At 70.1% G+C, this 24,913-nt stretch carries 23 protein-coding genes; 13 read left to right on the top strand and 10 right to left on the bottom strand.

The features are described 5' to 3' along the window. Window positions 1-645: 645 nt before the first annotated feature. The 5 genes from ACZ4MF_RS07995 to ACZ4MF_RS07975 are packed head-to-tail and all read right to left on the bottom strand — an operon-like array spanning window position 646 to window position 2,544. Window positions 646-1,023 carry a hypothetical protein gene (locus tag ACZ4MF_RS07995; protein WP_467490883.1) on the bottom strand — a complete coding sequence of 126 codons (378 nt, stop codon included), beginning with the start codon at window positions 1,021-1,023 and terminating at the stop codon, window positions 646-648. After that, the gene (locus ACZ4MF_RS07990; protein ID WP_467490881.1) at window positions 1,020-1,367 is read right to left on the bottom strand and encodes a hypothetical protein; all 348 of its coding nucleotides are present in this window, start codon (window positions 1,365-1,367) and stop codon (window positions 1,020-1,022) included. Before ACZ4MF_RS07990 ends, ACZ4MF_RS07995 begins: the two co-directional genes overlap by 4 nt. A gap of 10 nt (window positions 1,368-1,377) precedes the next feature. Beyond that, a complete protein-coding gene (locus ACZ4MF_RS07985; protein WP_467490879.1) occupies window positions 1,378-1,665 on the bottom strand; it encodes a hypothetical protein in 288 nt (95 codons plus the stop codon). A 41-nt stretch (window positions 1,666-1,706) separates the two neighbouring features. After that, window positions 1,707-2,003 carry a hypothetical protein gene (locus ACZ4MF_RS07980; protein ID WP_467490878.1) on the bottom strand — a complete coding sequence of 99 codons (297 nt, stop codon included), beginning with the start codon at window positions 2,001-2,003 and terminating at the stop codon, window positions 1,707-1,709. Next, the gene (locus tag ACZ4MF_RS07975; protein WP_467490877.1) at window positions 1,993-2,544 is read right to left on the bottom strand and encodes a bifunctional DNA primase/polymerase; all 552 of its coding nucleotides are present in this window, start codon (window positions 2,542-2,544) and stop codon (window positions 1,993-1,995) included. Before ACZ4MF_RS07975 ends, ACZ4MF_RS07980 begins: the two co-directional genes overlap by 11 nt. A 395-nt stretch (window positions 2,545-2,939) precedes the next feature. On the opposite strand from ACZ4MF_RS07975, the gene ACZ4MF_RS07970 reads away from it, so the two are divergent. Further along, window positions 2,940-4,190, top strand: a complete 1,251-nt coding sequence (locus ACZ4MF_RS07970) for a hypothetical protein (RefSeq protein WP_467491558.1) — start codon at window positions 2,940-2,942, stop codon at window positions 4,188-4,190. Window positions 4,191-4,193: 3 nt separating this feature from the next. Here the strand turns inward: ACZ4MF_RS07970 and ACZ4MF_RS07965 are convergent, their stop codons facing one another. Together ACZ4MF_RS07965 and ACZ4MF_RS07960 are read right to left on the bottom strand one after the other, a co-directional pair. Beyond that, entirely contained in the window at window positions 4,194-5,120 is a 927-nt protein-coding gene (locus ACZ4MF_RS07965) for a phosphotransferase (RefSeq protein WP_467490875.1), read from the bottom strand. Between the two features lie 236 nt (window positions 5,121-5,356). Continuing rightward, the gene (locus ACZ4MF_RS07960) at window positions 5,357-7,105 is read right to left on the bottom strand and encodes a dolichyl-phosphate-mannose--protein mannosyltransferase (RefSeq protein ID WP_467490873.1); all 1,749 of its coding nucleotides are present in this window, start codon (window positions 7,103-7,105) and stop codon (window positions 5,357-5,359) included. A gap of 111 nt (window positions 7,106-7,216) precedes the next feature. On the opposite strand from ACZ4MF_RS07960, the gene rsmI reads away from it, so the two are divergent. The 6 genes from rsmI (at window position 7,217) to ACZ4MF_RS07930 (ending at window position 13,127) form a co-directional block, all read left to right on the top strand. After that, the gene (gene rsmI / locus ACZ4MF_RS07955; RefSeq protein WP_356027078.1) at window positions 7,217-8,065 is read left to right on the top strand and encodes a 16S rRNA (cytidine(1402)-2'-O)-methyltransferase; all 849 of its coding nucleotides are present in this window, start codon (window positions 7,217-7,219) and stop codon (window positions 8,063-8,065) included. A 258-nt stretch (window positions 8,066-8,323) separates the two neighbouring features. Continuing rightward, window positions 8,324-8,743: a hypothetical protein gene (locus ACZ4MF_RS07950; RefSeq protein WP_467490871.1), complete on the top strand. Its 420-nt coding sequence runs from the start codon at window positions 8,324-8,326 to the stop codon at window positions 8,741-8,743. A gap of 46 nt (window positions 8,744-8,789) precedes the next feature. Beyond that, the gene (locus ACZ4MF_RS07945; protein WP_356027082.1) at window positions 8,790-9,686 is read left to right on the top strand and encodes a TatD family hydrolase; all 897 of its coding nucleotides are present in this window, start codon (window positions 8,790-8,792) and stop codon (window positions 9,684-9,686) included. A 136-nt stretch (window positions 9,687-9,822) separates the two neighbouring features. Continuing rightward, a complete protein-coding gene (locus tag ACZ4MF_RS07940) occupies window positions 9,823-11,298 on the top strand; it encodes a ubiquitin-like domain-containing protein (RefSeq protein ID WP_467490869.1) in 1,476 nt (491 codons plus the stop codon). Window positions 11,299-11,355: 57 nt separating this feature from the next. Then, window positions 11,356-12,237, top strand: a complete 882-nt coding sequence (gene rsmA, locus ACZ4MF_RS07935; RefSeq protein WP_467490867.1) for a 16S rRNA (adenine(1518)-N(6)/adenine(1519)-N(6))-dimethyltransferase RsmA — start codon at window positions 11,356-11,358, stop codon at window positions 12,235-12,237. Beyond that, window positions 12,234-13,127, top strand: coding sequence for a 4-(cytidine 5'-diphospho)-2-C-methyl-D-erythritol kinase (locus ACZ4MF_RS07930; RefSeq protein WP_467490865.1), 894 nt, complete (start codon window positions 12,234-12,236; stop codon window positions 13,125-13,127). Before rsmA ends, ACZ4MF_RS07930 begins: the two co-directional genes overlap by 4 nt. 11 nt (window positions 13,128-13,138) lie before the next feature. Here ACZ4MF_RS07930 and ACZ4MF_RS07925 read toward each other — a convergent pair whose 3' ends face one another. Beyond that, window positions 13,139-13,729, bottom strand: coding sequence for a Uma2 family endonuclease (locus tag ACZ4MF_RS07925; protein WP_467490863.1), 591 nt, complete (start codon window positions 13,727-13,729; stop codon window positions 13,139-13,141). 157 nt (window positions 13,730-13,886) lie between these two features. Here ACZ4MF_RS07925 and ACZ4MF_RS07920 point away from each other — a divergent pair, with 157 nt between their 5' ends. The 4 genes from ACZ4MF_RS07920 to ACZ4MF_RS07905 all read left to right on the top strand — a co-directional run bounded on the left by ACZ4MF_RS07920 (window position 13,887) and on the right by ACZ4MF_RS07905 (window position 20,576). Beyond that, on the top strand, window positions 13,887-15,695 hold the full coding sequence (locus ACZ4MF_RS07920; RefSeq protein WP_467490861.1) for an ABC-F family ATP-binding cassette domain-containing protein: 1,809 nt from the start codon (window positions 13,887-13,889) through the stop codon (window positions 15,693-15,695). A 257-nt stretch (window positions 15,696-15,952) separates the two neighbouring features. Further along, entirely contained in the window at window positions 15,953-17,767 is a 1,815-nt protein-coding gene (locus tag ACZ4MF_RS07915; protein ID WP_467490859.1) for an outer membrane protein assembly factor BamB family protein, read from the top strand. 94 nt (window positions 17,768-17,861) lie between these two features. Continuing rightward, on the top strand, window positions 17,862-19,679 hold the full coding sequence (locus ACZ4MF_RS07910) for an outer membrane protein assembly factor BamB family protein (RefSeq protein WP_467490857.1): 1,818 nt from the start codon (window positions 17,862-17,864) through the stop codon (window positions 19,677-19,679). A 213-nt stretch (window positions 19,680-19,892) separates the two neighbouring features. After that, window positions 19,893-20,576 (top strand): helix-turn-helix transcriptional regulator, encoded by a 684-nt coding sequence (locus tag ACZ4MF_RS07905; RefSeq protein WP_467490855.1) that lies wholly within the window; start codon window positions 19,893-19,895, stop codon window positions 20,574-20,576. 90 nt (window positions 20,577-20,666) lie between these two features. On the opposite strand, the gene ACZ4MF_RS07900 is transcribed toward ACZ4MF_RS07905, so the two are convergent. Beyond that, on the bottom strand, window positions 20,667-20,990 hold the full coding sequence (locus tag ACZ4MF_RS07900) for a hypothetical protein (protein ID WP_467490853.1): 324 nt from the start codon (window positions 20,988-20,990) through the stop codon (window positions 20,667-20,669). A 21-nt stretch (window positions 20,991-21,011) separates the two neighbouring features. Then, window positions 21,012-22,703: a sodium:solute symporter family protein gene (locus ACZ4MF_RS07895; protein WP_467490851.1), complete on the bottom strand. Its 1,692-nt coding sequence runs from the start codon at window positions 22,701-22,703 to the stop codon at window positions 21,012-21,014. A gap of 189 nt (window positions 22,704-22,892) precedes the next feature. Here ACZ4MF_RS07895 and galT point away from each other — a divergent pair, with 189 nt between their 5' ends. After that, window positions 22,893-23,954: a galactose-1-phosphate uridylyltransferase gene (gene galT / locus ACZ4MF_RS07890; protein WP_467490849.1), complete on the top strand. Its 1,062-nt coding sequence runs from the start codon at window positions 22,893-22,895 to the stop codon at window positions 23,952-23,954. Then, window positions 23,951-24,913 (top strand): UDP-glucose 4-epimerase GalE, encoded by a 963-nt coding sequence (gene galE / locus ACZ4MF_RS07885; RefSeq protein ID WP_467490847.1) that lies wholly within the window; start codon window positions 23,951-23,953, stop codon window positions 24,911-24,913. Before galT ends, galE begins: the two co-directional genes overlap by 4 nt.

Here is a 24,913-nt window from a genome sequence, read left to right as displayed (position 1 = left end):
CTCAAGTTGGGTATGTGCCTGCTGCCAAGCGCCCCAGTAAGAGAATAGCCCGCCTATAAGGGCTCCTAGAAGAGCGGCTGCCAGGCTGAGACGTGCCAAGCGGTGTTCTTCGGATCGCCGTGTCTGAGGAGTGCTTGAAGCTCGGTCACTTTCTCCTGTGTTGACGCTTCCCGGTTCAGGATCGCCATTAGGTGGGGTGGCGCTCGTGGTCGTGGCGTTGTTGCTCGAACTCGGGTTCTCGCCTCCCTGAGATGTCATAGCCGATGAGCATACGATGCTTCTGGCTGGCTAGCTGCGCGCAGAGGTCGGTGGAACGGCTTTGGGGTGGCGCTGCTTTGGCGCGAGTGATCATGGCCCCGTAAGCTTGCGGCGCGTCGGGCAGTCTGTGGACCTGCCCGGTAAAGCACGACGTTGGGGCCATGATCTTCGAGGCTCGCGCCAAAGTGGCTCCGTAAAGCCGTGGAGCCGACCGCCCCAGCCACGACGTACCCCTTCTCTGGCATCAGGCGACTGATTGCCATGAGCGCGGCACGGGCGCCGGCCGGGCTGGAGCGGGACGGAGGCAGGAGCGCAGGCCCGGCCGGGGGCCGGGGCGCGCGCGGTGAGCGGAGCGAGCCGCCTTGAACCAGTAGTGAAAGTTGTAACTCAGTCAGTCGTCTGTGGCTTGAAATCGTGTGCGCAAGTAGGGAGTTCGGCGCCCTGGCGGTGAGCGAGCGGCAGGAAGAGCACCGGTCGGATCGTCCACGTGATGCGCGTGGCGTCCTGGGTGACCGTGACCGTGCAGGGCTCGAGGCGCAAGAGGGCTCGTCGTGTTGCAATGCGGCCCTGGGACAGCCAAGCCCACGCCACGTCGGACGCGTCGGAGTCCAGCGCCGGTGAGATCGTGCGAAGTGTGACAGCGACCCATCTGTCTGCCTGGGGCGCCGAGTAGGCGTCGAGGGATGCCCGGAGTGCCGGCGGCTGGTCGCCGCTGAGGTCCGCAGTCCAGCACTCGCACCAGTAGCCGCGCACGAGTCCCGTCACGATGCCGCTCCTCTGGGGTAAGCCACGAGCACGTAGCGCGTGTTCTCGTCGTACAAGGTGAGCTGGTAGGCCGTTCCTGTGTCCAGATACGCCAGGGCTCGTTCGTGCTCCGGCTCGTCGGTGAGCCAGTAGCGGCCTGGTCGTGCGTATGCGGCGTCGAACTGGTCTGTGATGTGGCCCGTACGCTCCTGAAGCCAACGCAGCGCCAGACGGGGGCTTGTGGCGTCATGCGACCCCAGCGTGATGGAACGGACCTCGTGCAAGGGATAGGCGGCGGCCCAGCACTGGTAGGTGGCGTACCGTCCGCCCACGTGCAAGTCTTCAGCGAAGGTCGGCGTCAGCATGGGCGTGCTTTCAGGCGGCCGATGCGTCGGGGAACGCCGCGTCCGATGACGCCATTTCCAGAGCCAGGCCCGTCGCGATGGCCTCGGTGAGCAGTTGTGCCGCCTCGGAGCGGATCGGGCCCAGGCAGACGAGTCCGTCACCGAACACGCTCACGTCGGCCCTCAGCCCAAGAAAGTCGGAGTCCAGGCCGAGTGCCTGAAGTTGTTCGGCCAGGGCGTCAGTCGCTCGCTTGGCCTCGGCCCAGCCGCGTACGTACGGCACTGCGGGTGCCAGGTCCTCCGCACGCTTCGCGATCACCCGTCGCGGATCCATCACCACATCACCCCAATGCACCTAGGTCAGTTGGTCTTGCGCCCGCACGGGCTGTCTGCGCTTGCCGCATCGCGCTGGCACTCGATGGCGCGCTGAAGCAGCTCGGCCAGGCGCTCGGCGGTCTCCGGGGACACCCGACCCAATTCGATGAGCCCTTGTCCGAAGGCGTTCAGCTCCGCGCGGAGGTAGGGGAAGTCCCGTGTCATGCCGGCCGCGGTGAGTACGTCGCGCAGGGCCGATGTCGCGTTGCGTGCGGCGTACCACTCGTCGCTCTCGAGGGGGTTCCAGCGCGCGGCGTCGTACGACTCGTGCTCAGCGTCCATGGTCCGCCTCCGTCTGAGCGTCTTCCGCGTAGGCGGCCTGCACGTTCGGGTACTGCTCTCCGTACCGGTCCGCTCGGGCGATGATGTCGGCGGCAGCGACGAGCATGACGGCCAGGGCGATGGTCCGCAGCGGCGAAGCCTCGGGCCTCCGAAGGGGAGCATCCAGCCACTGGTAGCGGTCGCCGGAGAGCGACAACGGGCCGGGTACCACGATGTACGACCCCTGTTCCAAGTACCGGTACTCAGGCGGGGCGTCGGTCTCCCTGGCCAGCGCCCGAGTGAACCTGTCACGAGAACGCGTGGGGAGGAAGAAGCCCGTTTGCTTCGCGGCGTAGTCGATCACCGTAGGGCCGACCGGCATGTTCCGCCGCTCAAGCTGGTCGAATGTCTCCATGCCGATCCGCTGGTTGGTCACCACGACATCGAAGAGACGGCCCGCCGGTAGCGTGTACGGCTGCCGTGGGTCGTCCGCCCACCGTGCGCGGCACAGTTCCGGATCCTCTGCCACAGCGGACAGCCATTTGATGCCTCGCCGTGTCATCCTCTGCACGTCATCTCACCCCTACCGGCTCTCAGCGGTTCATCAGCCGCTGTGCTCCCAGCGTCGCCCCTAGGGGCCTGAGCTGGGCAGATGACGAGAGGTGACGAGGGGTGACGAGCAACGCACGAGCGCGTCATCCCCCGTCATTGTTATGGAGGTAGTCTCCAAGTCCTCCTTGGTGGCAAGGGCTTTCACCCTGTCCATCAGGGGAAAGGGAACATCCACTGTGGTGGTACTCGAAGTGTGGGGAGGCGAGGGCCACGAGCACGGTCCAGCAGATCGGCAATCTCCTCCGCGAGGCTCGTAAGAAGCGTGGTTGGAGCCAGCCGCGCTTGGTCAACGAACTGCGACGCATCGCGGCCCGGCACGGTCACGAGCTTCCCGCCGATGCCAGCGTGAAGCGACGCATCGCCAGTTGGGAGAACGGCCACAGCGTCCCGGACGAGTTCTACGGTCCGCTGCTCTGCGAGGCGCTGGGGATGACCGCCGCAGAACTGGGGCTCAACCACATCACCGGCCAGGACGCGCCCCTTCTGGACACCAGCTACCCCGCAAGCCCAGAGGCGGCGATCGGCAACGTAGACCGGCTCTGGCGTGCTGATCTCAACGGCTACGAACCGCTGCTTCAGTCCGAGCCGTCCCAGCCCGCGTGGAACGAAGCATCGCTTCGCTGGCTGGTGGCGCCTGAGCCGTCCTTCCCGGCGACGCAGTCGGCCAACGGTCCGCGCGTCGGGTTCGCCGACGTTCAGGTGATCAAGTCCACGGCCGACATGTTCGCCCAGCTCGATGACCGATTCGGTGGCGACCACGCCCGTCACTCCGTGATCCAGTACCTCAGCCGCGATGTCGCGCCGCTGCTCTTTGGTCAGTACACAGAGCCAGTCGGACGCGCGCTGTTCTCAACCGTTGCTGAGGCAACGATGCTCGCCGGGTGGATGTCCTACGACGCCTGCCACCACGGCCTCGCTCAGCGGTATTTCCTTCAGGCTCTCCGCCTCGCCCAGGACGCCAACAACCGCCGGTTGGCCGGCAGCATCCTGTCCGCGATGAGTCATCAGGCCACGTTCCTCGGTCACTTCACGCAGGCTGCCACGCTCGCACGCGGTGCCCTCATGGGCATCTCGGGCGTGGCAACTCCCACTCTCCGAGCCCAGTTCCACGCGATGGATGCTCGGGCCCTCGCGCGTACCGGCGACGCGCGGGCCTGTGAGCTTGCCCTTGCAGAGGCGGCGAAGGCGCTGGACAGTGTGAACAGCGACGACGAGCCCGAGTGGATCACGTACTTCGACCAAGCTGAGCTTGCAGCCGAGTTCGCTCACTGCTTCCGCGACGTGAAGAGCGCCCGCAAGGCCGTGGAGCACGCCGAGAACGCCATGAGCGGCAGCCACGTCCGAAGCGACTTCTTCGTGACCATGGTCCTGGCCGACGCCCACCTACACGCAGGCGATCCGGAAGAGGCATGCCGTGTCGCGCTCGATGCGCTGGACCTCGGGGAACAGCTCAAGTCCGCGCGCTGCGTCGCCTATCTCGGCGAGTTCCGCCAGCACCTCGGGCGCTTCAGCGATGTCGCCGCTGTCCGGGACTTCCATGAGCAGGCGCGGGAACACAGGCTGTGGAGCGCTACGGACTCACAGCAGCCCAGGTGAGAGCTAAAAGGGTCGCCAGTCGCGCCGACCGTCGCCGCTCCTGAAGTCGGCCACACGGCGCGCGAACTCCTCAGCGGCCTTCTCGTTCGCGGCGGCCTGCCCACCCATCCAGAGCGTCATCATGAGTTCACGGAGGTCGCCCAGCACCTTGTATCCCGGCCAGTTCATGACGTCGAACCCGTAGTGATGAACAAACCCTTCGTACTGTGATCGCTCGTGCCAGCCGAACCGGTCGTAGAAGATCGCTGTCTGGATGAGGTCCCACTCACGCGGCGCCAGGGCGAAGCCATCGAGGTCGCTCAGGACCGCTTGGCCGTTCCGGTGGCGGAGGATGTTCCCGATGCTCGCGTCTCCGTGGATCATCCCGAAGGGGAGCACGAAGTCCAATCGGTCGTACTCCTTGCCGAGCTTCCCGGCTCGTTCCTCCAGGAACGCACGGTCGTCGTCCGCTACGCCATTCAAGCCTTGGAGGCTTGCCCACACCTTGGACATCGGGTCGTAGTAGGGAAGCCCGAGGGACTGCGGTTCTTCGAGCCAGTGCAGGCGTCGTAGGAGGTCTGCCAACTCGGTTACGGTCCCGTACTCTTCGCGGTCCTGGGCGCTCTCCCAGTACGTGACCACCCGGCCACCGACGATCACCGGTTGCGGGACCCCAGGCAGTACGCGGGTGGCAGGAAAGTCTTGCTCGCCCAGCCAACGGGCCACACGGACAGCCCTGTCCATCTCGGCCAGGCTGTCAGGATCACGCGCGATACGGACGATGACGGGAGCGTTGCTGAGCCGGTACACGGCGTTGGAGCCGAGCCTCAGCAACTCGGCGCCCGCTGGATCAAGCCCAGCCCCCTGGCATGCCTCCCTGAGAACGGCTTCCGCCGTCTCCGCCGTGAACGGCGCTACGTCGCCCTGGGTGTCTCCCTCGCCCGAGATCATAGGTTGACGCTACCGCCCGCAGGGGCCGTGCCGACAGACGGCCCCTGGCGAAAGGACGTCGAGTGCCGGTGGCGATGCTGGGAAAGAGCAGGTCACACGCGAGTTGGCGGCGCTGCACCTCATCCCTGTCGGGCCGTCTGTGGGCCGTCCGAGGGGGACCGACGACGACCACTGACGACCAACAACGACCATGAGGGCGCGGCAGTCGGCCGCGCCCTCATGGCGTCTATGCCCAGCTAGACCCACGTGTCCAGCCACATCCGCGCCCGCCACTGGTCGATCGGGATGGCGGTGCCGGTGTACAGGGGCCAGAAGTAGATGAAGTTCCAGATGATCAGCAGCACCAGCACTCCCGCCGCGGACGCGCCGATCACGCGGCGGGTGTCCGAGGAGCCCGGTGGGCCGATGATCGCGCCGAGCAGCATCGCCACCGCCAGACACAGGAACGGCAGGAAGACGACCGCGTAGAAGAGGAAGATCGTCCGCTCCTGGTACATGAACCAGGGCAGCCAGCCGGCCGCGATGCCGCAGGCGACGGCACCGGCCCGCCAGTCGCGGCGGAACGCCCAGCGCCACAGCACGTAGAGGATCGCGAAACAGGCCGCCCACCACAGCAGCGGCGTGCCGATCGCCAGCACCTCGCGCGCGCACTTCTGGCCCGCGTCCGCCGGGCAGCCGTCCGCGCCGGGGTTCGGGGACTCGTAGAAGTACGACACCGGGCGGCCCAGCACGATCCAGCTCCAGGGGTTGGACTGGTAGGTGTGCGGGGAGGTCAGCCCGACGTGGAACTCGTACACCTCGTGCTCGTAGTGCCACAGACTGCGCAGCCAGTCCGGCAGGAACGTCCAGCTGCCGCCCTTGCCGTCGGTGGCCGCCCAGTTGCGGAAGTAGCCGCCGGTGCCGTCGGACGGGGAGAGGATCCAGCCGAGCCAGGACATCAGGTAGACGGCGATGGCCACCGGAACGGTCGCGACGAAGGCGAGACCGGTGTCGTACTTGAGGGCTGCGGCATACGGGTGATGGGCACCGGCCGTCTTCCGGGCGCCGACGTCCCACAGGACGGCCATCACACAGAACGCGACCAGGATGTACAGGCCGTTCCACTTGGTGCCGATGGCCAGGCCCAGCATCAGCCCGGTCGCCCAGCGCCAGGGGCGCAGGCCGAAGCGGAACGTGTCGGCCACGCGCGCGTCCGGGCGGACCCGGCCGTCGCGGTCCACGGGCAGGGCCGCGGCCAGCCGCGCCCGTGACCGGTCCCGGTCGAGGACCAGGCAGCCGAACGCGGCCACCACGAAGAACATCAGCACACCGTCCAGCAGCGACGTCCGGCTCATCACGAAGTGCAGGCCGTCCACCGCCATCAGCGCGCCCGCGAGGCAGCCGAGGAACGTCGAGCGGAAGATCCGGCGCCCGATCCGGCACAGCAGCAGCACGCTCACCGTGCCGAGCAGGGCGGTCATGAACCGCCAGCCGAACGGGTCGAACCCGAAGAGCAGCTCGCCCAGGCCGATCACGTACTTGCCGACCGGCGGATGCACGACGTACGACGCGTCCGTCGGGATCGCGAGATGGCCGTGCGTCTGCAGGACCAGGTCGTTGGCGTTCTTGTCCCAGTTGACCTCGAAGCCGCGGTGGACCAGCGCCCACGCGTCCTTGGCGTAGTACGTCTCGTCGAATATCACCGCGCGCGGGCTGCCCAGGTTCCAGAACCGCATCAGGCCCGCCACCAGCGTCACCAGCAGCGGGCCGAGCCAGGCCGACCACCGGGTGATCCGTCCGGCGAGGACCGGCGGCACGCCCAGCGCCTGCCACAGCCGCGGGCCCGGCTCGGTGTACGGGGGCACCAGACGGTCGCGCACGTCGCCCGACGGCGCGTCCTTCGCCGGTACGTACCCGAATCGGCGCAGCCGCTGCTGCCACGCCGGCCGCCGGTCGTGCGGCGACTGGCCCTGCCGGAGGTCCATGGAGGACGCGGTACTGGTCACCGCGCCATCGTAGGGAACCGTTCTGTGGGAGTCCCGTGCATGTGCGGTACCGGCCGGGGCGCGGTCCGCTTCCCGGGCCGGACTGTCAGTGGTTCCTGGGAGGATGGGGGTGTGACTGGAACCCTTGTCCTCGCAGGTACCCCCATCGGCGACATCGCGGACGCGCCGCCCCGGCTCGCCGAGGAGCTGGCCGGCGCCGACGTGGTCGCCGCCGAGGACACCCGGCGGCTGCGCCGGCTCACCCAGGCGCTCGGCGTCACGCCCAAGGGGCGCGTGGTGTCGTACTTCGAGGGAAACGAGTCCGCCCGCACCCCGGAGCTGGTCGAGGAGCTGCTCGGCGGCGCGCGCGTGCTGCTCGTGACGGACGCCGGGATGCCGTCCGTCTCCGACCCGGGCTACCGGCTCGTCGCGGCGGCCGTCGAGAAGGACATCAAGGTCACCGCCGTGCCCGGCCCGTCCGCCGTGCTCACCGCGCTCGCCCTGTCCGGGCTGCCCGTCGACCGGTTCTGCTTCGAGGGCTTCCTGCCGCGCAAGGCGGGCGAGCGGCTGTCCCGGCTGCGGGAGGTCGCGGACGAGCGCCGCACCCTCGTGTACTTCGAGGCCCCGCACCGGCTCGACGACACCCTGGCCGCCATGGCCGAGGTCTTCGGCGCGGAGCGGCGGGCCGCCGTCTGCCGCGAGCTGACCAAGACGTACGAGGAGGTACGGCGCGGTCCGCTGGCCGAGCTGGCGCGGTGGGCCGCGGAGGGGGTGCGCGGGGAGATCACCGTCGTGGTCGAGGGGGCGCCCGAGGCCGGGCCCGAGGAACTCGACGCGGAGGAGCTGGTGCGGCGCGTGCGGGTGCGGGAGGAGGCCGGGGAGCGGCGCAAGGAGGCCATCGCGGCGGTGGCGGTGGAGGCGGGACTGCCGAAGAGGGTCGTTTTCGATGCCGTGGTGGCTGCCAAGCGCTCCGCCGGGTGAGGCGTTTCGGGACCCGCCCCCACCTGCGGGAAAACACCCTCTGAGCAGGGGTGTTCTCGGGTGAGCGAGTGGGCCATGGGACGGCAAAAGGCTGTCGCCGATGGCAAAGCGAAAAGGGACCGGACGGGGCGTATTCGGCAAGGAAGCGCCAAATCGCCTCCAACACTCGACAGACCGGATGCGCTCGGCTCCACGGAAGCGTCCACTGGTCGAAGGGACGCACACGGGTCCCTCGACCAGCGGACCAGAGGAGCTGGCATGAGCGAGATCGCAGGGCAGACCGGCCTCCGCGGTACGGCCACAGCCGTCGTTCACGAGTCGTATTCGTTCGCCTGCATGCGCTGCGGGCACGGCTGGGAGCAGTCGTACGAGATAGAGCACCACAAGGATGCCGACGGGCAGGAGTTCGTGCTGTACGTGGCCGACGGCCGGGTCGTGCCGTCGCCGCTGAGCAGGCCCAGCTGCCACAACTGCGACGGTCACGTCGTGCGGATCATGCGCGCCGGGCAGGTCTCCTCGGTGTGCGGCACCGCGGAGCACCGGCACAGCGTGCCGCAGGCGGGCCCGGTCGAGACCCCCGCGGTGCCCTCCGGGGCCGTGGCGCCCGAGCTGCCCCGGGAGCCGCACCACTGGCATCTGTCGGATCTCCTGCACCCGTTCCATCGCAAGGCGGGCTGAGCGGGCGCCGGCGGCCGACGGCATGCCCCTTTCGTAGGATCGGGGCATGCCTTCGAACGCCGGCCAGAGCACCAAGGACGACAAGAACAGCGCACCGCCGCTGCCGCCACCCCTCACGGTGCCCGTCGCCGACTCCCACACCCACCTCGACATGCAGTCGGGCACGGTCGAGGAGGGCCTCGCGAAGGCCGCGTCGGTCGGGGTGACGACCGTCGTACAGGTCGGCTGCGACCTCAAGGGCTCGCGGTGGGCCGCCGAGACCGCGGCCGCGTACGACAGCGTGCACGCCACCGTCGCCCTGCATCCCAACGAGGCCCCGCGCATCGTGCACGGCGACCCCGACGGCTGGTCGCGGCAGGGCGCCCGCGAACCGGGCGGAGACGCGGCACTGGACGAGGCCCTCGCCGAGATCGACCGGCTGGCCGGGCTGGCGCAGGTCAAGGGCGTCGGCGAGACGGGCCTGGACCACTTCCGCACCGGCCCCGAGGGCAAGGCCGCCCAGGAGCGGTCCTTCCGCGCCCACATCGAGATCGCCAAGCGGCACGGCAAGGCGCTCGTCATCCACGACCGCGACGCGCACGCCGACGTCCTGCGCGTCCTGAAGGAGGAGGGCGCCCCCGAGCGCACCGTCTTCCACTGCTACTCCGGCGACGCCGAGATGGCGGAGATCTGCGCCCGTGAGGGCTACTTCATGTCCTTCGCCGGCAACGTCACCTTCAAGAACGCCCAGAACCTGCGGGACGCCCTCGCCGTCGCCCCGCTGGAACTGGTCCTCGTGGAGACCGACGCGCCCTTCCTGACCCCGGCGCCCTACCGGGGCCGGCCCAACGCTCCGTATCTGATCCCGGTCACCGTGCGTGCCATGGCCGCCGTGCGCGGCCTCGACGAGGACACGCTGGCCACGGCCCTGGCCGCGAACACCGCCCGCGCCTTCGGTTACTGAGCGCACACGGAACACGCGGCACACACGCGCGTACGGGCAACAGTGCGTAGTCGCGTCGCTTTGGAGAGTGACGACCGCTCCGCTAGGTTCTGGGGGCCCGATCCGGACCCCTCTGGCGCCTCTGGAGCGTGTCGGTGTGAGCAAGTCGCAGTACGAGACGTTCGAGCAGCACGAGCCGTACGGCCCTGACGTCTCCGCCCCGCCGTACGGCCCCGGCAGGGTCTCCGCCCTGGTGTACGGCCGCGGCGCGTCCGTGCACCACACGGAGACCCAGTCGTACGGGCCGTACGAGGACACCTACCGGCCCGCCTACGAGGCGCAGGCGTACTACGTCACCGAGCCGGTGCTGCCCCGGCAGGCCGGCGGCGCGGGCTGGGACGCGGACTGGGACACGGTCGGCGCGCACGCCGGGAGCGCGCTGGAGGAAGAGGCGCACACGACGGAGTGCGACACCGGGAAGCCCGCCGGAGCGAGCCGGCGTGCCGCGCGCCGACGCAGGGGGCGCGGCGCCGCGCGCCCGGAGTCCACCGCGCGCCGTCTGCTGCCGCAGGCGCTGGTCGTGGCCTTCCTGGCCGGCGGCACCACCGCGTTCATCGCCAAGGACAAGGCGGTCGAGCTGACCGTCGACGGCAAGCCGCGCACCCTGCACACCTTCGCCGACGACGTGCGCGAGCTGCTGGAGGACCAGGGCGTACGCGTGGGGTCGCACGACATGGTCGCGCCCGCCCCCGACGCGGTGCTCGCCAGCGGCGACGCCATCGCCGTGCGCTACGGGCGCCCCGTCCGGCTCACGCTGGACGGCGAACAGCGCGAGGTGTGGACGACGGCGCACACCGTGGCGGGAGCGCTGGCGGAGCTCGGCGTGCGCGCCGAGGGCGCGTATCTGTCCACCTCGCGCGCCCAGCCCATCGGACGCTCCGGGCTCGCCCTCGACGTGCGCACCGAGCGCGCCGTCACGGTCATGGCCGACGGCCGGGCCCGCACCATCCGCACCAACGCGGCCACCGTCGCGCAGGCGGTCGAGGAGGCCGGGGTCACCCTGAACGGCCAGGACACCACCTCCGTCCCGCCCGACAGCTTCCCGCGCGACGGACAGACGATCACCGTGCTGCGGGTCAGCGGCGTCCGGGAGATCCGCGAGGAGGAGCTCCCGTTCGCGACCGAGCGCACGGAGGACCCCACCCTCTTCCAGGGCGCCGAGGTCGTCGCCCAGCCCGGCCGGCCCGGACTGCGGCGCGACGTCTACCTGCTGCGCACCGTCAACGGGGTGCAGGAGAAGCCGCGCCGGGTGACCTCCGAGGTGGTCCGCACGCCGCGCCCGCAGATCGTGAAGGTGGGCACGAAGAAACCGCCCGCCTCCGTGGACGGCGCCGACGGCCTGAACTGGCAGGGCCTCGCCGCCTGCGAGTCCGGCGGCCGCCCGGACGCGGTCGACGCCTCGGGGACGTACGGCGGGCTCTACCAGTTCGACACCCACACCTGGCACAGCCTCGGCGGCGACGGCCGCCCCCAGGACGCGTCGGCCGACGAACAGACGTTCCGGGCGAAGAAGCTGTACACACGGCGGGGCACGACACCCTGGCCGCACTGCGGGGCGAAGCTGCACGGCTAGGCGGTTTCGTTCCGATCGGCGGGCGGACCAGGGGTCACCGCCCCGTACCCTTGTCCCGTGAGCAGCCCCACCCCCGACGCCCTCCTCGGCCCCGCCGACATCCGTGAGCTGGCGGCCGCGCTCGGTGTCCGTCCCACCAAGCAGCGCGGCCAGAACTTCGTGATCGACGCCAACACGGTCCGCCGCATCGTCCGCACCGCCGAGGTCCGCCCCGACGACGTGGTCGTCGAGGTCGGCCCGGGGCTCGGCTCCCTCACGCTCGCACTGCTGGAGGCCGCCGACCGGGTCACCGCCGTCGAGATCGACGACGTCCTGGCCGGCGCGCTGCCCGCGACCGTCACCGCGCGCATGCCGGCGCGCGCCGACCGGTTCGCGCTGGTCCACTCCGACGCGATGCACGTCACCGACCTGCCCGGCCCGGCCCCGACGGCCCTGGTGGCGAACCTGCCCTACAACGTCGCGGTCCCCGTGCTGCTGCACATGCTGGCCACGTTCCCGACCATCGAGCGCACCCTCGTGATGGTGCAGTCCGAGGTCGCCGACCGGCTCGCCGCCGCGCCCGGCTCCAAGGTGTACGGCGTGCCGTCCGTGAAGGCCAACTGGTACGCCGAGGTGAAGCGCGCCGGGGCCATCGGCCGCAACGTCTTCTGGCCCGCGCCGAACGTCGACAGCGGCCTGGTCTCGCTGGTCCGGCGAACCGAGCCGATCAAGACCACGGCCACCAGGGAAGAGGTCTTCGCGGTCGTCGACGCCGCCTTCGCGCAGCGCCGCAAGACCCTGCGCGCGGCGCTCGCCGGCTGGGCCGGGTCCGCCGCTGCCGCCGAGGCCGCCCTGGTCGCGGCCGGCGTCTCGCCGCAGGCGCGCGGGGAGGCGCTGACGGTGGAGGAGTTCGCGCGGATCGCCGAGCACAAGCAGCAGCAGGGGGAGAGCGGCAAGTGAGCGTCACGGTACGGGTCCCGGCCAAGGTCAACGTCCAGCTCGCGGTCGGCGCCGCGCGCCCCGACGGGTTCCACGACCTGGCCAACGTCTTCCTCGCCGTCGGCCTGTACGACGAGGTGACGGTGACCCCCGCGGACGAGCTCCGTGTCACCTGCGAGGGCCCGGACGCCGCCGAGGTCCCCCTGGACCGCACCAACCTCGCCGCGCGCGCCGCGATCGCGCTGGCCGCTCGCCGGGGCATCGAACCGAACGTCCACATCCACATCGCCAAGGACATCCCGGTCGCCGGCGGCATGGCGGGCGGCAGCGCGGACGGCGCGGGCGCGCTGCTCGCCTGCAACACGTTGTGGGGCACGGGTGCGTCGCGGGCCGAACTCCTCGCCGTGTGCGCCGAGTTGGGCAGTGACGTGCCCTTCAGTCTGGTGGGGGGCGCGGCTCTGGGGGTCGGGCGCGGCGAGCAGCTGACGGCTCTGGAGACCGGCGGCACCTTCCACTGGGTGTTCGCGATGGCCGAGCGGGGGCTGTCGACCCCGGCGGTCTTCCGCGAGTTCGACCGGCTGGCGGAGGGGCGGGACGTTCCGGAGCCGGTGGCGTCGGCGGAGCTGCTCCAGGCACTCGCGAAGGGGGACGCCGAGGCGCTGGCCGCGGCGGTCTCCAACGACCTCCAGCCGGCGGCCCTGTCCCTGTTCCCGGAGCTGGCGGACACGCTGGAGGCGGGGCGCGGAGCGGGCGCGCTCGCCGCGCTGGTGTCCGGTTCCGGTCCTACGACGGCGTTCCTCGGGCGTGACGCCGAGACGGCGGAGAAGGTGGCGGCGGCCCTGCGGTCGTCGGGGACGTGCAGGGCCGTGCGGATGGCGGAGGGGCCGGTGGCGGGGGCGACGGTGGTCTGAGGGACGTCCCCTCAGAGCTCGTCGATCGCCGTCAGGTCGATGTCGATGGGGTATGGCTTGTCGACCTTGACGCGGTCCCGGTAGCTGCCGGTCGACCGATACGTACCTGTGTCCGCCGAGAGTTCGAAGACCTCGACAACGGGATGGCTGTGCGGCTCGGTCATCTCGACCACCCAGTAGTACTGGATACCCGCCGCCGCGTACTTGTGTGTCTTGGTCAGCCGATCGCGGGCCTCGGACTCCGGAGAGATGACTTCTACGGCGAGCACCACGTCCTTTCCTTCGAAGTACGTCTGGTCCAGTCCCTTCCTCGCGGCAGCCTTGATCACGGAGATGTCGGGCTCGGGGCCGTTGCGGCGGTCCAGTACCACCGTCATCTCACGCGCGACCTTCAGGTCAGACGGCACGGTCTGGCGCAGGCCGCTCACCAGCAGGTCAATCGTGGCGAAGTGGAAGTAGCGCTGCGGGCTCACAAGGACCAGGCTCCCGTCGATCAATTCTGTGTGCGGCGGGAGATCCGGCAAGGTGAGCAGGTCGTCAATGGTGTAGCCGTCCAGCGGGGGCATTCGCCATCCGGGCTGCTCAGCACGCTGGGCTGTCATGGTTCCTCCCATGGACGGGATCCTGCTGCCTGCCCTCCACGGTAGCGGCACGTTCCCGATCACGTCATCACACAGAGTGACCATTCCCTCGCGCCCCGCTTCCGCCCCCCGAGGCCCTACGCTAGAAGGCTGACCGACCCCCGCGCACAGGAGTGAAATGGCCGTCAACCTGGTCAATGTCGAGAACGTCAGCAAGGTGTACGGCACCCGTGCCCTGCTGGACGGCGTCTCACTCGGCGTGTCGGAGGGTGACCGGATCGGGGTCGTCGGACGCAACGGCGACGGCAAGACGACCCTGATCCGGATGCTCGCCAAGCTGGAGGAGGCCGACACCGGACGCGTCACGCACTCCGGCGGGCTGCGCCTCGGCGTGCTCACCCAGCACGACTCCCTCGACCCCGCCGCCACCGTCCGGCACGAGGTCATCGGCGACATGGCGGACCACGAGTGGGCCGGAAACGCCAAGGTCAGGGACGTACTGACCGGACTGTTCGGCGGGCTCGACCTGCCCGGCTTCCCGAAGGGGCTCGACACCGTCATCGGACCGCTGTCCGGTGGCGAGCGGCGCCGGATCGCGCTCGCCAAGCTGCTCATCGAGGAACAGGACCTGCTCGTCCTCGACGAGCCCACCAACCACCTCGACGTCGAGGGCATCGCCTGGCTCGCCCGGCACCTGCAGAACCGGCGGTCCGCGCTGGTCTGCGTGACGCACGACCGGTGGTTCCTCGACCAGGTCTGCACCCGCATGTGGGACGTGCAGCGCGGCGACGTGTACGAGTACGAGGGCGGCTACTCCGACTACGTCTTCGCCCGCGCCGAGCGCGAGCGCATCGCCGCCACCGAGGAGACCAAGCGGCAGAACCTGGTGCGCAAGGAGCTGGCCTGGCTGCGCCGCGGCGCCCCCGCCCGTACGTCCAAGCCCCGCTTCCGGGTCGAGGCCGCCAACGAGCTGATCGCGGACGTGCCGCCGCCCCGGGACAGCTCGGAGCTGATGAAGTTCGCCTCCTCTCGGCTCGGCAAGACCGTCTTCGACCTTGAGGACATCACCGTGCAGGCCGGGCCGAAGGTGCTGCTCAAGCACGTCACCTGGCAGCTCGGCCCGGGCGACCGGATCGGCCTCGTCGGCGTGAACGGCGCCGGCAAGACCTCGCTGCTGCGCGCCATGGCCGAAGCGGCCCGCACCGAGGGTGAGGAGCAGCCGGCGGCGGGCCGTATCGCCGTCGGCAGGACGGTCAAGCTCGCCTACCTCTCCCAGGAGGTCGCCGAACTCGACCCCACCTGGCGGGTCCTGGAGGCCGTGCAGCGGGTACGCGAGCGCGTGGACCTCGGCAAGGGGCGCGAGATGACCGCCGGGCAGCTGTGCGAGACGTTCGGCTTCAACAAGGAGAAGCAGTGGACGCCGGTCGGCGACCTCTCCGGTGGTGAGCGGCGCCGGCTCCAGCTCCTGCGCCTCCTGATGGACGAGCCCAACGTCCTGTTCCTGGACGAGCCCACCAACGACCTCGACATCGAGACCCTCACCCAGCTGGAGGACGTCCTCGACGGCTGGCCCGGCTCGATGATCGTCATCTCCCACGACCGGTTCTTCGTCGAGCGCACCACGGACCGGGTGTTCGCCCTCCTCGGCGACGGCGCCCTGCGGATGCTGCCGCGCGGCATCGACGAGTACCTGGAGCGGCGCCGGCGCATGGAGGAGGCGGTCGCCGCGCTGCCCTCCGCCGCGGCGCCCAAGCCGGCCACGCAGGAGAAGACCGCCGCCGACCAGCGCGCCGCCAAGAAGGAACTCCAGAAGATCGAGCGCCAGTTGGACAAGATCTCCGAGAAGGAGTCCACGCTGCACGCCCGGATCGCCGAGAACGCCACCGACTTCGCGAAGGTCGCCGACCTGGACGCCCAGCTGCGCGACCTCGCGTCGGAGCGTGAGGAACTGGAGATGCGCTGGCTGGAGTTGGCCGAGGACGCGTAGCGCGGGCCCTCCCTCCACGACGTGAACCAGCCACCGCGCCCCCTCCTCGCGTGCACCGCGTGAAGGGGGCGTGAAGGCGCGTAACGGCGGCATCACGGGCCGGTTCTCCCTTGGGAACAGCGACGGATCCGGGCCCGTGCGCTGTCAGGGGCGGGTGATAGAAAGGGCCGTCTGAGAACTGTCTGAGTAACGACCCAGGGTCCGTCAAGAACCTCAGGGCGTGGCTAAAAATCAGTGAACGAGGGGGAAGAGCGCTGATGACCCAGCCGCCCAACCAGCCGCCGCAGGGCGGTTTCGGAGCGCCGCAGGACCAGCCGCCGGGCGGCGGATTCGGAGCCCCGCAAACGCCACCGGCCCAGGGCTGTTTCGGCCCCCCGAGCGCCCCGCAGACCCCTCCGGCCGCACCGCAGGGCACCCCTCCGCCGCCGGCCCAGCCGCCCGCGGCCCCGCCGCAGCCCCCGGCCGGACCGCAGCCCGGTTACGGCTACCCCCAGCAGCCCGGCCCGTACGGCGCCCCGGCCGCGGCCGGCGCCCAGAACCCGTACAACTCCCCGACGCCGCCCAGCACTCCGGGCCCCTACGGCTACCCGCAGCAGCCCGGTTTCGGGTACCCGCAGCAGCAGCCGTACCCGGGCGCGCCCGCCGGCGCGCCGGGTGCCGGGGGCGGCAGGCGGAGGACGGCGCTGATCGTCGGTGCCGTGGTGGCCGCGCTGGCCGTCATCGGCGGCACCGTGTACGCGGTCACCGGCGGCGGCGACGGCAAGAAGAAGCCCGTCGCCCAGCAGAGCGACGACCCCAAGAACGCCTCCGGTTCGCCGAGCCCCTCCAACAGCGGCGGCGACGACCCGGAGAACCTCAACGCGGGCCGCAAGTCCGGCGAGGCGAAGGTGCTCTGGTACCAGTCGGCCCCGGACGTGCCCGGTTCCGGCGCCGACGCCCCCGGCATGTGGATCACCGATAAGGTGGCGGTGAAGGCGGCGTACAAGCAGGTCTTCGCCTACGGCGTCGGCGACGGCAAGCCCGCCTGGGCCCCGATCGGCCTCCCGCAGAAGATCTGCGCGGTCACCCCGCAGAAGTCGGCCGACGACAAGGTCGTCGTGGCGTACATGAGCGGTGTCAGCGACAACGCCAAGTGCAACCAGCTCCAGCAGATCGACCTCGCGACCGGCCAGAAGGGCTGGAGCGGCGAGGTCGCCGACGGCGGGCTGTTCGACAGCGCGCTCAACGTCGAGCTGACCGTGAGCGGCAGGACGCTGATGGTCGCCCGGTCGGAGTCGGGCACGGCGTACGACATCGACAGCGGCAAGAAGCTGTACGACGAGAAGAAGTACGGCTCGGCCTGTTTCCCGGCCGCGTACGCGGGAAGCGCGAGCCGGCTGGTCCAGGTGGCCTCGTGCGGCGCCGGCACGTCCGGCGAGCACGACGAGATCCAGGAGCTCGACCCGGCCACGGGCAAGGTCAAGTGGACCCAGGCGGTGAAGAAGGGCTGGCAGGTCAGCCGGATGTTCTCCGTCGACCCGCTGGTGGTCTACCTGACCAACCAGGACAAGAAGGCGTGGAACATCTCCACCTTCACCAAGGACGGCAGGTTCCGCTCCGAGGTGAAGGTCGACGAGAAGTTCGCCCCGCGCTGCGGCTGGCAGATCCTCGAACGCGACCTCCAGGGCTGCCAGGGCGTCGTCGCGGACGCCGACACGCTGTACCTGCCGACGGACACCACCGGCAGCGCCAACGAGATCGTCGCGGTCAGCCTCGCCGACGGCAAGGCGAGGTGGCGGGCCAAGTCCCCGGCGGGCGAGCCGATGTACCCGATGAAGGAGGACGGCGGCAAGCTCGTCGCGTACGTGCAGCCGTCGTACGACGCGGGCGGCCAGGTGGTCTCGATCCCGCTCGGCGGCTCCTCGCACACGACCTCCAAGCTGCTCCAGAACCCCTCGGGCGCGGCCCGGATCGAGGACACCTTCTACGACGGCGTCATCGACTGGTCCGGCGGGCGGTTCTTCATCTCGTCCGGCCGGCTGTCCGGCAACGACAAGACGAAGGAGAAGCTGATCATGGCCTTCGGCAACTGAGCCGCGGCCTGCGTCGCCTTCCCCGTCCGTCCACGTCCCCGTCCCTGTGCCGTCAGGCCGTCCGCCGGCCCCGCCTCACCGAGGTATCCGCGTCATGACCCAGCCGCCCCCTCCGCCGCCGAACCAGCCCCCGCAGCAGCCCGGCTTCGGCCCCCCGGCCCCGCCCCCGGGCGCGCCGCAGGACCAGCCGCCGGCCGCCCCGCCGGCGCCCCCCGCGCCGCCTGCCCAGCAGCCGCAGCCCGGTTACGGCTACCCGCAACAGCCCCAGCCCGGTTACGGCTACCCGCAGCAGCCGCCGGCCCCGCAGCCGCCGCAGCCCGGTTACGGCTACCCGGGCGGGCAGCCGGCGGCCGCCCCCTACGGCGCTCCCGGAGCGCAGAACCCGTACGCGCAGCCCACACAGCCGATGCAGGGCGCGCAGCCGGGCTACGGCTATCCGGGCCAGCCGCAGACCGTGCCGATGCAGCCGGCGCCGGCCGGTGGCGGCCGGAACAACACCGCCCTGTTCATCGTCGTCGCGGCGGTCGTCGCCATCGCGCTGATCGTCGGCGGCGGCATCTGGTACGCCGGTTCCTCCGGCGGCGACGGCAACAAGAGCGACACCGCCTCCTCCAGCGGCGGCAAGAACGGTACCGGCGGTACCGGCGGCACCGGCGGTTCGGGCGGCGGCAAGGAGAAGGTGCCCGCGAACCCCGCCGCCGGCGTGCTGTTCCAGGTCCCGATGCCCACGACGGACGACCTGGTCAGCACCCCGGGCTCGTGGCTGACCGACAAGGTGTACGCGAAGAGCGGCATCGCCGAGGTCGTCGGCTACGACCCGGCCACGGGCGCCAAGCGGTGGACGATCAAGCTGCCCGGCCCGGTCTGCCAGGCCAGCGAGCACATCGGCGCGGACAACCGGACGGCGATCGCCTACCAGCCGAAGATGCCCGGCAAGAACTCCTTCGCGGGCTGCACCCAGATCGCCGCGATCGACCTCGACACGGGCAAGAAGCTGTGGACGAAGTCGGTCAACTCCGGTGACTCTCCGATCAGTTTCGAGAATGTGACGGTCGCTCAGCACACCGTCGCGGTCGGCAGCACCAGCGGCGGCGCCGCGCTCGACCTGGACTCCGGCACGGTGCTGTGGCAGCCCAAGGCGGCCGACACCTGCTACGACGCCGGCTACGGCGGCGGCGCCAAGCTGGTCGCGGTGCGCAAGTGCGGCGATTTCGGCAACCAGCAGGTGCACGTCCAGAACATCGACCCGCGGTCGGGCAAGGTGATCGCCGACTACACGATGGACTCGGGCATCGACTACGCGTCCGTCGTCTCCACCGACCCGCTGGTGGTGGCGGCCCAGGCCGGCTCCGACAGCAAGTCCCTGGAGTACTTCTCCGTCGACGACAAGACCGGCAAGCTGCTCGCCCACATCTCCGCGCCGAACGACACCTACGGCGGCCACTGCGAGACCACGACCGTCGAGAGCTGCAAGGAGATCGTCGTCGGTGGCGGCAGGCTGTACCTGCCGACCGCGGAACACGACGGCAACGGCGAGTTCGGCAGCACCAACGAGATCGTCTCCTTCGACCTGAACACCGGAAAGCCGACCGGCCAGCGCGTCGAGGCCGGGGACGGCTACACGCTCTCCCCGCTGCGCATGGACGGCTCGAACCTGCTCGCCTACAAGCGGCCGCCGTACAACAAGGGCGGCCAGATCGTCAGCATCGACGGCGTCGGCTCCAAGGCCACCGAGCTGCTGGAGAATCCCGCCGCCCAGGACGTGCGGAACGCGGAGACCAGCATGCTGCCGGACTCCGCGGAGATCCTCTTCGGCGACGGCCGGCTGTTCATGTCGGCGGTGTTCGCCAACAAGCCGTACGCGGGGGCCGGCAAGCAGTATCTGGTGACGGCGTTCGGCACCAAGGGCTGAGCCTTGCGCGCCGTCGCCCGAATGGGTGACATACCAAGAAGTGCCCCGGATTTCATCGATCCGGGGCACTTCTCATCAAGAGGGGCAGCAATACGTCGAACAAGCGTGTAGCTTCCGGGGGCATGAAGGGCGAGGTGCCGGGGGGCCCTCTGTCCTTGCGGGCCGGTGGACGTCCATAGTGGGGCGTCCACGGGGGGACTGGGGGGTGGCTCTATGGGAGTACGGCTCATGGTCGTCGACGACCATCGCCTGCTCGCGGAGGCGCTGGCGTCGGCGCTCAAGCTGCGCGGGCACCGGGTGCTCGCCGCCGCGGCACCGGCCGCGGGCGCGGCGGACCTGGTGATCGCACGGGCGCCCGAGGTGTGCCTGCTGGGTACGGCGGCACCGGCCGAACCGGGCATCTTCGACCCGGTGGTGAAGATCAAGCGGGAACGGCCGCAGGTGGCGGTGGTGGTGCTCGGCCCGGTGCCGTCGCCGCGCGGCATCGCGGCGGCGTTCGCGTCGGGGGCTTCGGGGTACGTCCGGCACGACGAGCGGATCGAGGGCGTCGAGCGGGCCATCATGAAGGCCCGGGCGGGGGAGGCCGCGGTGGCTCCGCAGCTGCTCCAGGGCGCGTTCGGGGAACTGCTCAACCCGGCGGCCCAGCCCGACGACGAGGCACAGCGGCTGCTGGAAATGCTCACGCCGCGGGAGGTGGAGGTCCTGGTCCGGGTGGCCGACGGCGAGGACACCCGCCTGATCGCGGCCGGCATGGGCATCGCCCCGAGCACCGCACGCACGCATGTGCAGCGGGTGCTGATGAAACTGGGGGTGGGGTCGAGGCTGGAGGCGGCGGCACTGGCCGCGAGGACGGGGTTGCTGGACAGGGCAGGGCCGTTGGATCCCGGCTCCGTGTAGCGCCCCTCAGGGGCGCGGGGCTGTGTCGCTTTGCGGCTTCGCCGCGTGGGCGCGACCAGCCTCCGCGCACCCGCAGACGGGAACGGAGCTTTACTCCCCCTGCGTCTCCTGCGGCGAAACCGCCGGAGGTGTAGGTCGCAACTTCAGCCACACCAGGAAGAACGCCCCCAGCAGCAGCATGCCGATCCCGGTCCAGAGGTTGATGTTGACGCCCTGGGCCTTGTCGATGGCCGACCGCGGGTCGGTGATGCCGGTGATCGTGACGATGACGCCGTACAGCACGAACAGGCCGCCGATGATGCGGCGCAGGTCGAAGATGCGGGCCGCCGTCGCGGACTTGCTCTCCAGGTCGGTGACCTCCCGCTGGACGTCCTCCTCGCTGTAGTGGAAGCCGTCGTGTGCGTTGTCGCTCATGATTTCCTCGGTCCTTCCGCGTCAGAACGAGAACGGGATGTAGCAGGCGGCGGCCAGGACGACCGCGCCCCAGCCCAGCAGGGCCGGCTTGCGGTACCAGGCGTCGTCGCCGGCGGCGGGCGCCTCGGCCATGCCGGGGGAGCGGGTGCCGTAGACCAGGCCCTGGAGCTCCTCCGCCGGCTTCGGCTTCGTGAAGAAGGACACCGCGATCATCACGACCGCGCCGGCGACGAACCCCGCGATGGCGGAGACGAAGTTGGCGCCCTGGTCGGAGGGGATCGAGATGATGCCCTCCTTGTAGAGCACGAAGTAGTTGACCATCGCGGTCACGGTGCCCGCGAGCAGGCCCCAGAAGCCGGACTTGGCCGAGGCGCGCTTCCAGAACATGCCGACGATGAAGACGACGAACATCGGCACGTTGAAGAAGGAGAACAGCGTCTGGAGGTAGCTCATGATGTTCGAGAACGAGGAGGCCAGGAAAGCCGTGCCGACCGAGGCGGCCACGCCGATGGCGGTGATCAGGCGGCCGAAGCGGACGTAGTACGCGTCCTCGCGGCCGCGCACCACGTACTTGGCCCAGATGTCGTTCGTGAACACGGTGTTGAACGACGACACGTTGGCCGCCATGCCGGCCATGAAGGCGGCGAGCAGACCGGTGACCGCGATGCCGAGCACGCCGTTGGGCAGCAGCTCCTGCATCAGGTAGGGGATGGCGTCGTTGTACTGGTAGCCGGAGGCGGCGGTGCCGAAGTGCGGGACGACCGCGGCGGCGACCAGGCCCGGGATCATCACCAGGAAGACGATGAAGATCTTCGGGTAGGCGGCGATGAGCGGGGTGCGCTGAGCGGCGGAGAGGTTCTTCGCGGACAGGGCGCGCTGGACCTCGGCGAAGTTCGTCGTCCAGTAGCCGAAGGAGAGGACGAAGCCGAGGCCGAGGACGATGGTCAGCCAGTTCGCGCCGAGCGGGTTGGCGCTGCCGATGCCGGTCCCGCCCCAGGCGGTGGTGAAGTTGTGCCCGTGGGACTCGGTGAGCTTGTGGGTCAGACCGCCCCAGCCGCCGACCTTCTTCAGGCCGAGGACGGTGATCGGGATGAGGGCGGCCAGGATCACGAAGAACTGGAGCACCTCGTTGTAGATCGCCGAGGAGAGGCCGCCGAGGGTGATGTACGCGAGGACGAACGCGCCGGCGACGACGATCGCGACCCACTGGGGCCAGCCCAGCAGCGCCTCGACGACGATCGCGAGGGCGTAGAGGTTGACGCCCGCGATCAGGATCGCGGCGAGCGCGAACAGGATGGAACTGAGCAGGTGGGCGGCCCGGTCGAAGCGCAGCAGCAGGAACTCGGGGACCGAGCGGACCTTGCTGCCGTAGTAGAAGGGCATCATCACCAGGCCCAGGAAGACCATGGCCGGGATGGCGCCGATCCAGTACCAGTGCACGGTGTAGGCGCCGTACTGGGCGCTGTTCGCGGCCATGCCCAGGATCTCGGTGGCCGCCAGGTTCGCCGAGATGAAGGCGAGGCCGGTGATCCAGGCGGGCAGCGAGCGTCCCGAGAGGAAGAAGTCGAGGCTGGTCTTCACCGAGCGGCGGGCCGCGAAGCCGATGCCGAGCACGACGACGAAGTAGATCGCCAGGATCGTGTAGTCCAGCCAGTTGACGGGGAGCTGTAGCCCCGCCGCCAGATTCGTCGGTCCGTATGTGGGGGTTTGCATGAGTACTCGCTTCGTTGCGCGAACTGATCCTCAGCGGAACCTACGCCTCCGCGTTTAGTAATTGAACACTTCTGTTGGTGTTCTTTGTTTGATTGTGATGATCCTGGGGGTGGTGAGTTGTGGTCTGTTATGTTTGATTGTGTTGAGTGATTGGGTGCGGGATGCAGTGGGACGCAGAGGAGTCCGGCGTTGAAGAAGACCTCGACACGGCTGGCCGACGGTCGTGAGCTGATCTATTACGATCTCCGGGACGACACCGTCCGCGACGCCGTCGACCGCCGTCCCCTGGACCGTACGGTCACCACGTCCGAGATCCGCCGGGACGCGCTGCTCGGCGACGCGGTGGCCGTCGCCTCGCACCGCCAGGGCCGCACGTACCACCCGCCGGCCGACGAGTGCCCGCTGTGCCCGACACGGGGCGAGCGGCTCAGCGAGATCCCGGACGCGTCGTACGACGTCGTCGTCTTCGAGAACCGCTTCCCGTCGCTGGCCGGTGCCTCCGGCCGCTGCGAGGTCGTCTGCTTCACCTCCGACCACGACGCCTCCTTCGCCGGCCTCACCGAGGAGCAGGCCCGCCTGGTGCTGGACGCCTGGACCGACCGCACCTCGGAGCTGTCCCACCTGCCCGCCGTCGAGCAGGTCTTCTGCTTCGAGAACCGGGGCGAGGAGATCGGCGTGACCCTCGGCCACCCGCACGGGCAGATCTACGCCTACCCCTTCACCACCCCGCGCACCGCGCTGATGCTCCGCTCGCTCGCCGCCCACAAGGAGGCGACCGGCGGGGAGAACCTGTTCGACGCGGTCGTCGAGCGGGAACGCGCCGGTGAGCGGGTCGTCCTGGAGAGTGAACACTGGGTGGCCTTCGTGCCGTACGCGGCGCACTGGCCGTACGAGGTGCACCTGTACCCCAAGCGTCGCGTACCCGACCTGCTCGCGCTCGACGAGGCGGCACGCACAGAGTTCCCCCAGGTCTATCTGGAACTCTTGAGGCGCTTCGACCGGATCTTCGGCGAAGGTGAGCCTCCGACGCCGTACATCGCGGCCTGGCACCAGGCCCCGTTCGGCGCACTGGAGGAGTTCGACGGTGTCACGCGCGACGACTTCGCGCTCCACCTCGAGCTTTTCACCGTCCGCCGCACTTCCGGCAAGCTGAAGTTTCTCGCGGGTTCCGAGTCCGGCATGAGCGTGTTCATCAACGACGTGCCGCCGGAGCGCGCGGCCGAGCGACTGCGAGAGGTAGCGAGTTCATGAAGTACCTGGTGACGGGCGGGGCGGGTTATGTCGGCAGCGTGGTCGCCCAGCACCTGCTGGAGGCCGGCCACGAGGTGACGGTCCTCGACAACCTCTCGACCGGGTTCCGCGCGGGCGTCCCGGCCGGGGCCGCCTTCATCGAGGGCGACATCCGTGACGCCGCCAAGTGGCTCGACCCCTCCTACGACGGCGTCCTCCACTTCGCCGCGTTCTCGCAGGTCGGCGAGTCGGTGGTGAAGCCGGAGAAGTACTGGGACAACAACGTCGCCGGCTCCCTGGCCCTGCTCGGCGCGATGCGCGAGGCGGGCGTGCGCAGGCTCGTCTTCTCCTCCACGGCGGCCACGTACGGCGAGCCGGAGCAGGTCCCGATCCTGGAGAGCGCCCCGACGCAGCCGACCAGCGCCTACGGCGCCACCAAGCTCGCCGTCGACCACATGATCACCAGCGAGGCGACCGCCCACGGCCTGGCCGCGGTGTCGCTGCGCTACTTCAACGTCGCGGGCGCGTACGGCGCCTTCGGCGAGCGGCACGACCCCGAGTCGCACCTGATCCCGCTGGTCCTCCAGGTCGCCCAGGGCCGCCGCGAGGCGATCTCGGTCTACGGCGACGACTACCCGACCGAGGACGGCACCTGCGTCCGTGACTACATCCACGTGGCGGACCTGGCCGAGGCCCACCTGCTGGCGGTCGCGGCGGCCCGTCCGGGCGAGCACCTGATCTGCAACCTCGGCAACGGCAACGGCTTCTCGGTCCGCCAGGTCATCGAGACCGTCCGCCAGGTCACCGGCCACCCGATTCCCGAGGTCGCGGCCCCGCGCCGCGGCGGCGACCCGGCGGTCCTGGTCGCCTCGGCGCGGACGGCCCGCGAGAAACTGGGCTGGAACCCGTCCCGCGCGGACCTCGCGGGAATCGTCGCGGACGCCTGGGAGTTCGCGCAGCACATCGCTAAGGAGCACTAG

The sequence above is a fragment of the Streptomyces sp. NPDC025793 genome, assembly GCF_055558375.1.
The sequence above is the reverse complement of the archived record's forward strand: the minus strand, read 5'-3'. Positions and strand labels throughout refer to the sequence as shown.

What these genes read in the sequence shown, in the direction of transcription:
- ACZ4MF_RS07975 (WP_467490877.1), bottom strand. Translation starts at nt 2,544, where the DNA reads ATGACACGGCGAGGCATCAAATGGCTGTCCGCTGTGGCAGAGGATCCG.
- ACZ4MF_RS07980 (WP_467490878.1), bottom strand. Translation starts at nt 2,003, where the DNA reads ATGGACGCTGAGCACGAGTCGTACGACGCCGCGCGCTGGAACCCCCTC.
- ACZ4MF_RS07945 (WP_356027082.1), top strand. Translation starts at nt 8,790, where the DNA reads ATGCCTTCGAACGCCGGCCAGAGCACCAAGGACGACAAGAACAGCGCA.
- galE (WP_467490847.1), top strand. Translation starts at nt 23,951, where the DNA reads ATGAAGTACCTGGTGACGGGCGGGGCGGGTTATGTCGGCAGCGTGGTC.
- ACZ4MF_RS07920 (WP_467490861.1), top strand. Translation starts at nt 13,887, where the DNA reads ATGGCCGTCAACCTGGTCAATGTCGAGAACGTCAGCAAGGTGTACGGC.
- ACZ4MF_RS07925 (WP_467490863.1), bottom strand. Translation starts at nt 13,729, where the DNA reads ATGACAGCCCAGCGTGCTGAGCAGCCCGGATGGCGAATGCCCCCGCTG.
- ACZ4MF_RS07965 (WP_467490875.1), bottom strand. Translation starts at nt 5,120, where the DNA reads ATGATCTCGGGCGAGGGAGACACCCAGGGCGACGTAGCGCCGTTCACG.
- ACZ4MF_RS07950 (WP_467490871.1), top strand. Translation starts at nt 8,324, where the DNA reads ATGAGCGAGATCGCAGGGCAGACCGGCCTCCGCGGTACGGCCACAGCC.
- ACZ4MF_RS07900 (WP_467490853.1), bottom strand. Translation starts at nt 20,990, where the DNA reads ATGAGCGACAACGCACACGACGGCTTCCACTACAGCGAGGAGGACGTC.
- ACZ4MF_RS07905 (WP_467490855.1), top strand. Translation starts at nt 19,893, where the DNA reads ATGGGAGTACGGCTCATGGTCGTCGACGACCATCGCCTGCTCGCGGAG.
- ACZ4MF_RS07915 (WP_467490859.1), top strand. Translation starts at nt 15,953, where the DNA reads ATGACCCAGCCGCCCAACCAGCCGCCGCAGGGCGGTTTCGGAGCGCCG.
- ACZ4MF_RS07990 (WP_467490881.1), bottom strand. Translation starts at nt 1,367, where the DNA reads ATGCTGACGCCGACCTTCGCTGAAGACTTGCACGTGGGCGGACGGTAC.
- ACZ4MF_RS07910 (WP_467490857.1), top strand. Translation starts at nt 17,862, where the DNA reads ATGACCCAGCCGCCCCCTCCGCCGCCGAACCAGCCCCCGCAGCAGCCC.
- ACZ4MF_RS07895 (WP_467490851.1), bottom strand. Translation starts at nt 22,703, where the DNA reads ATGCAAACCCCCACATACGGACCGACGAATCTGGCGGCGGGGCTACAG.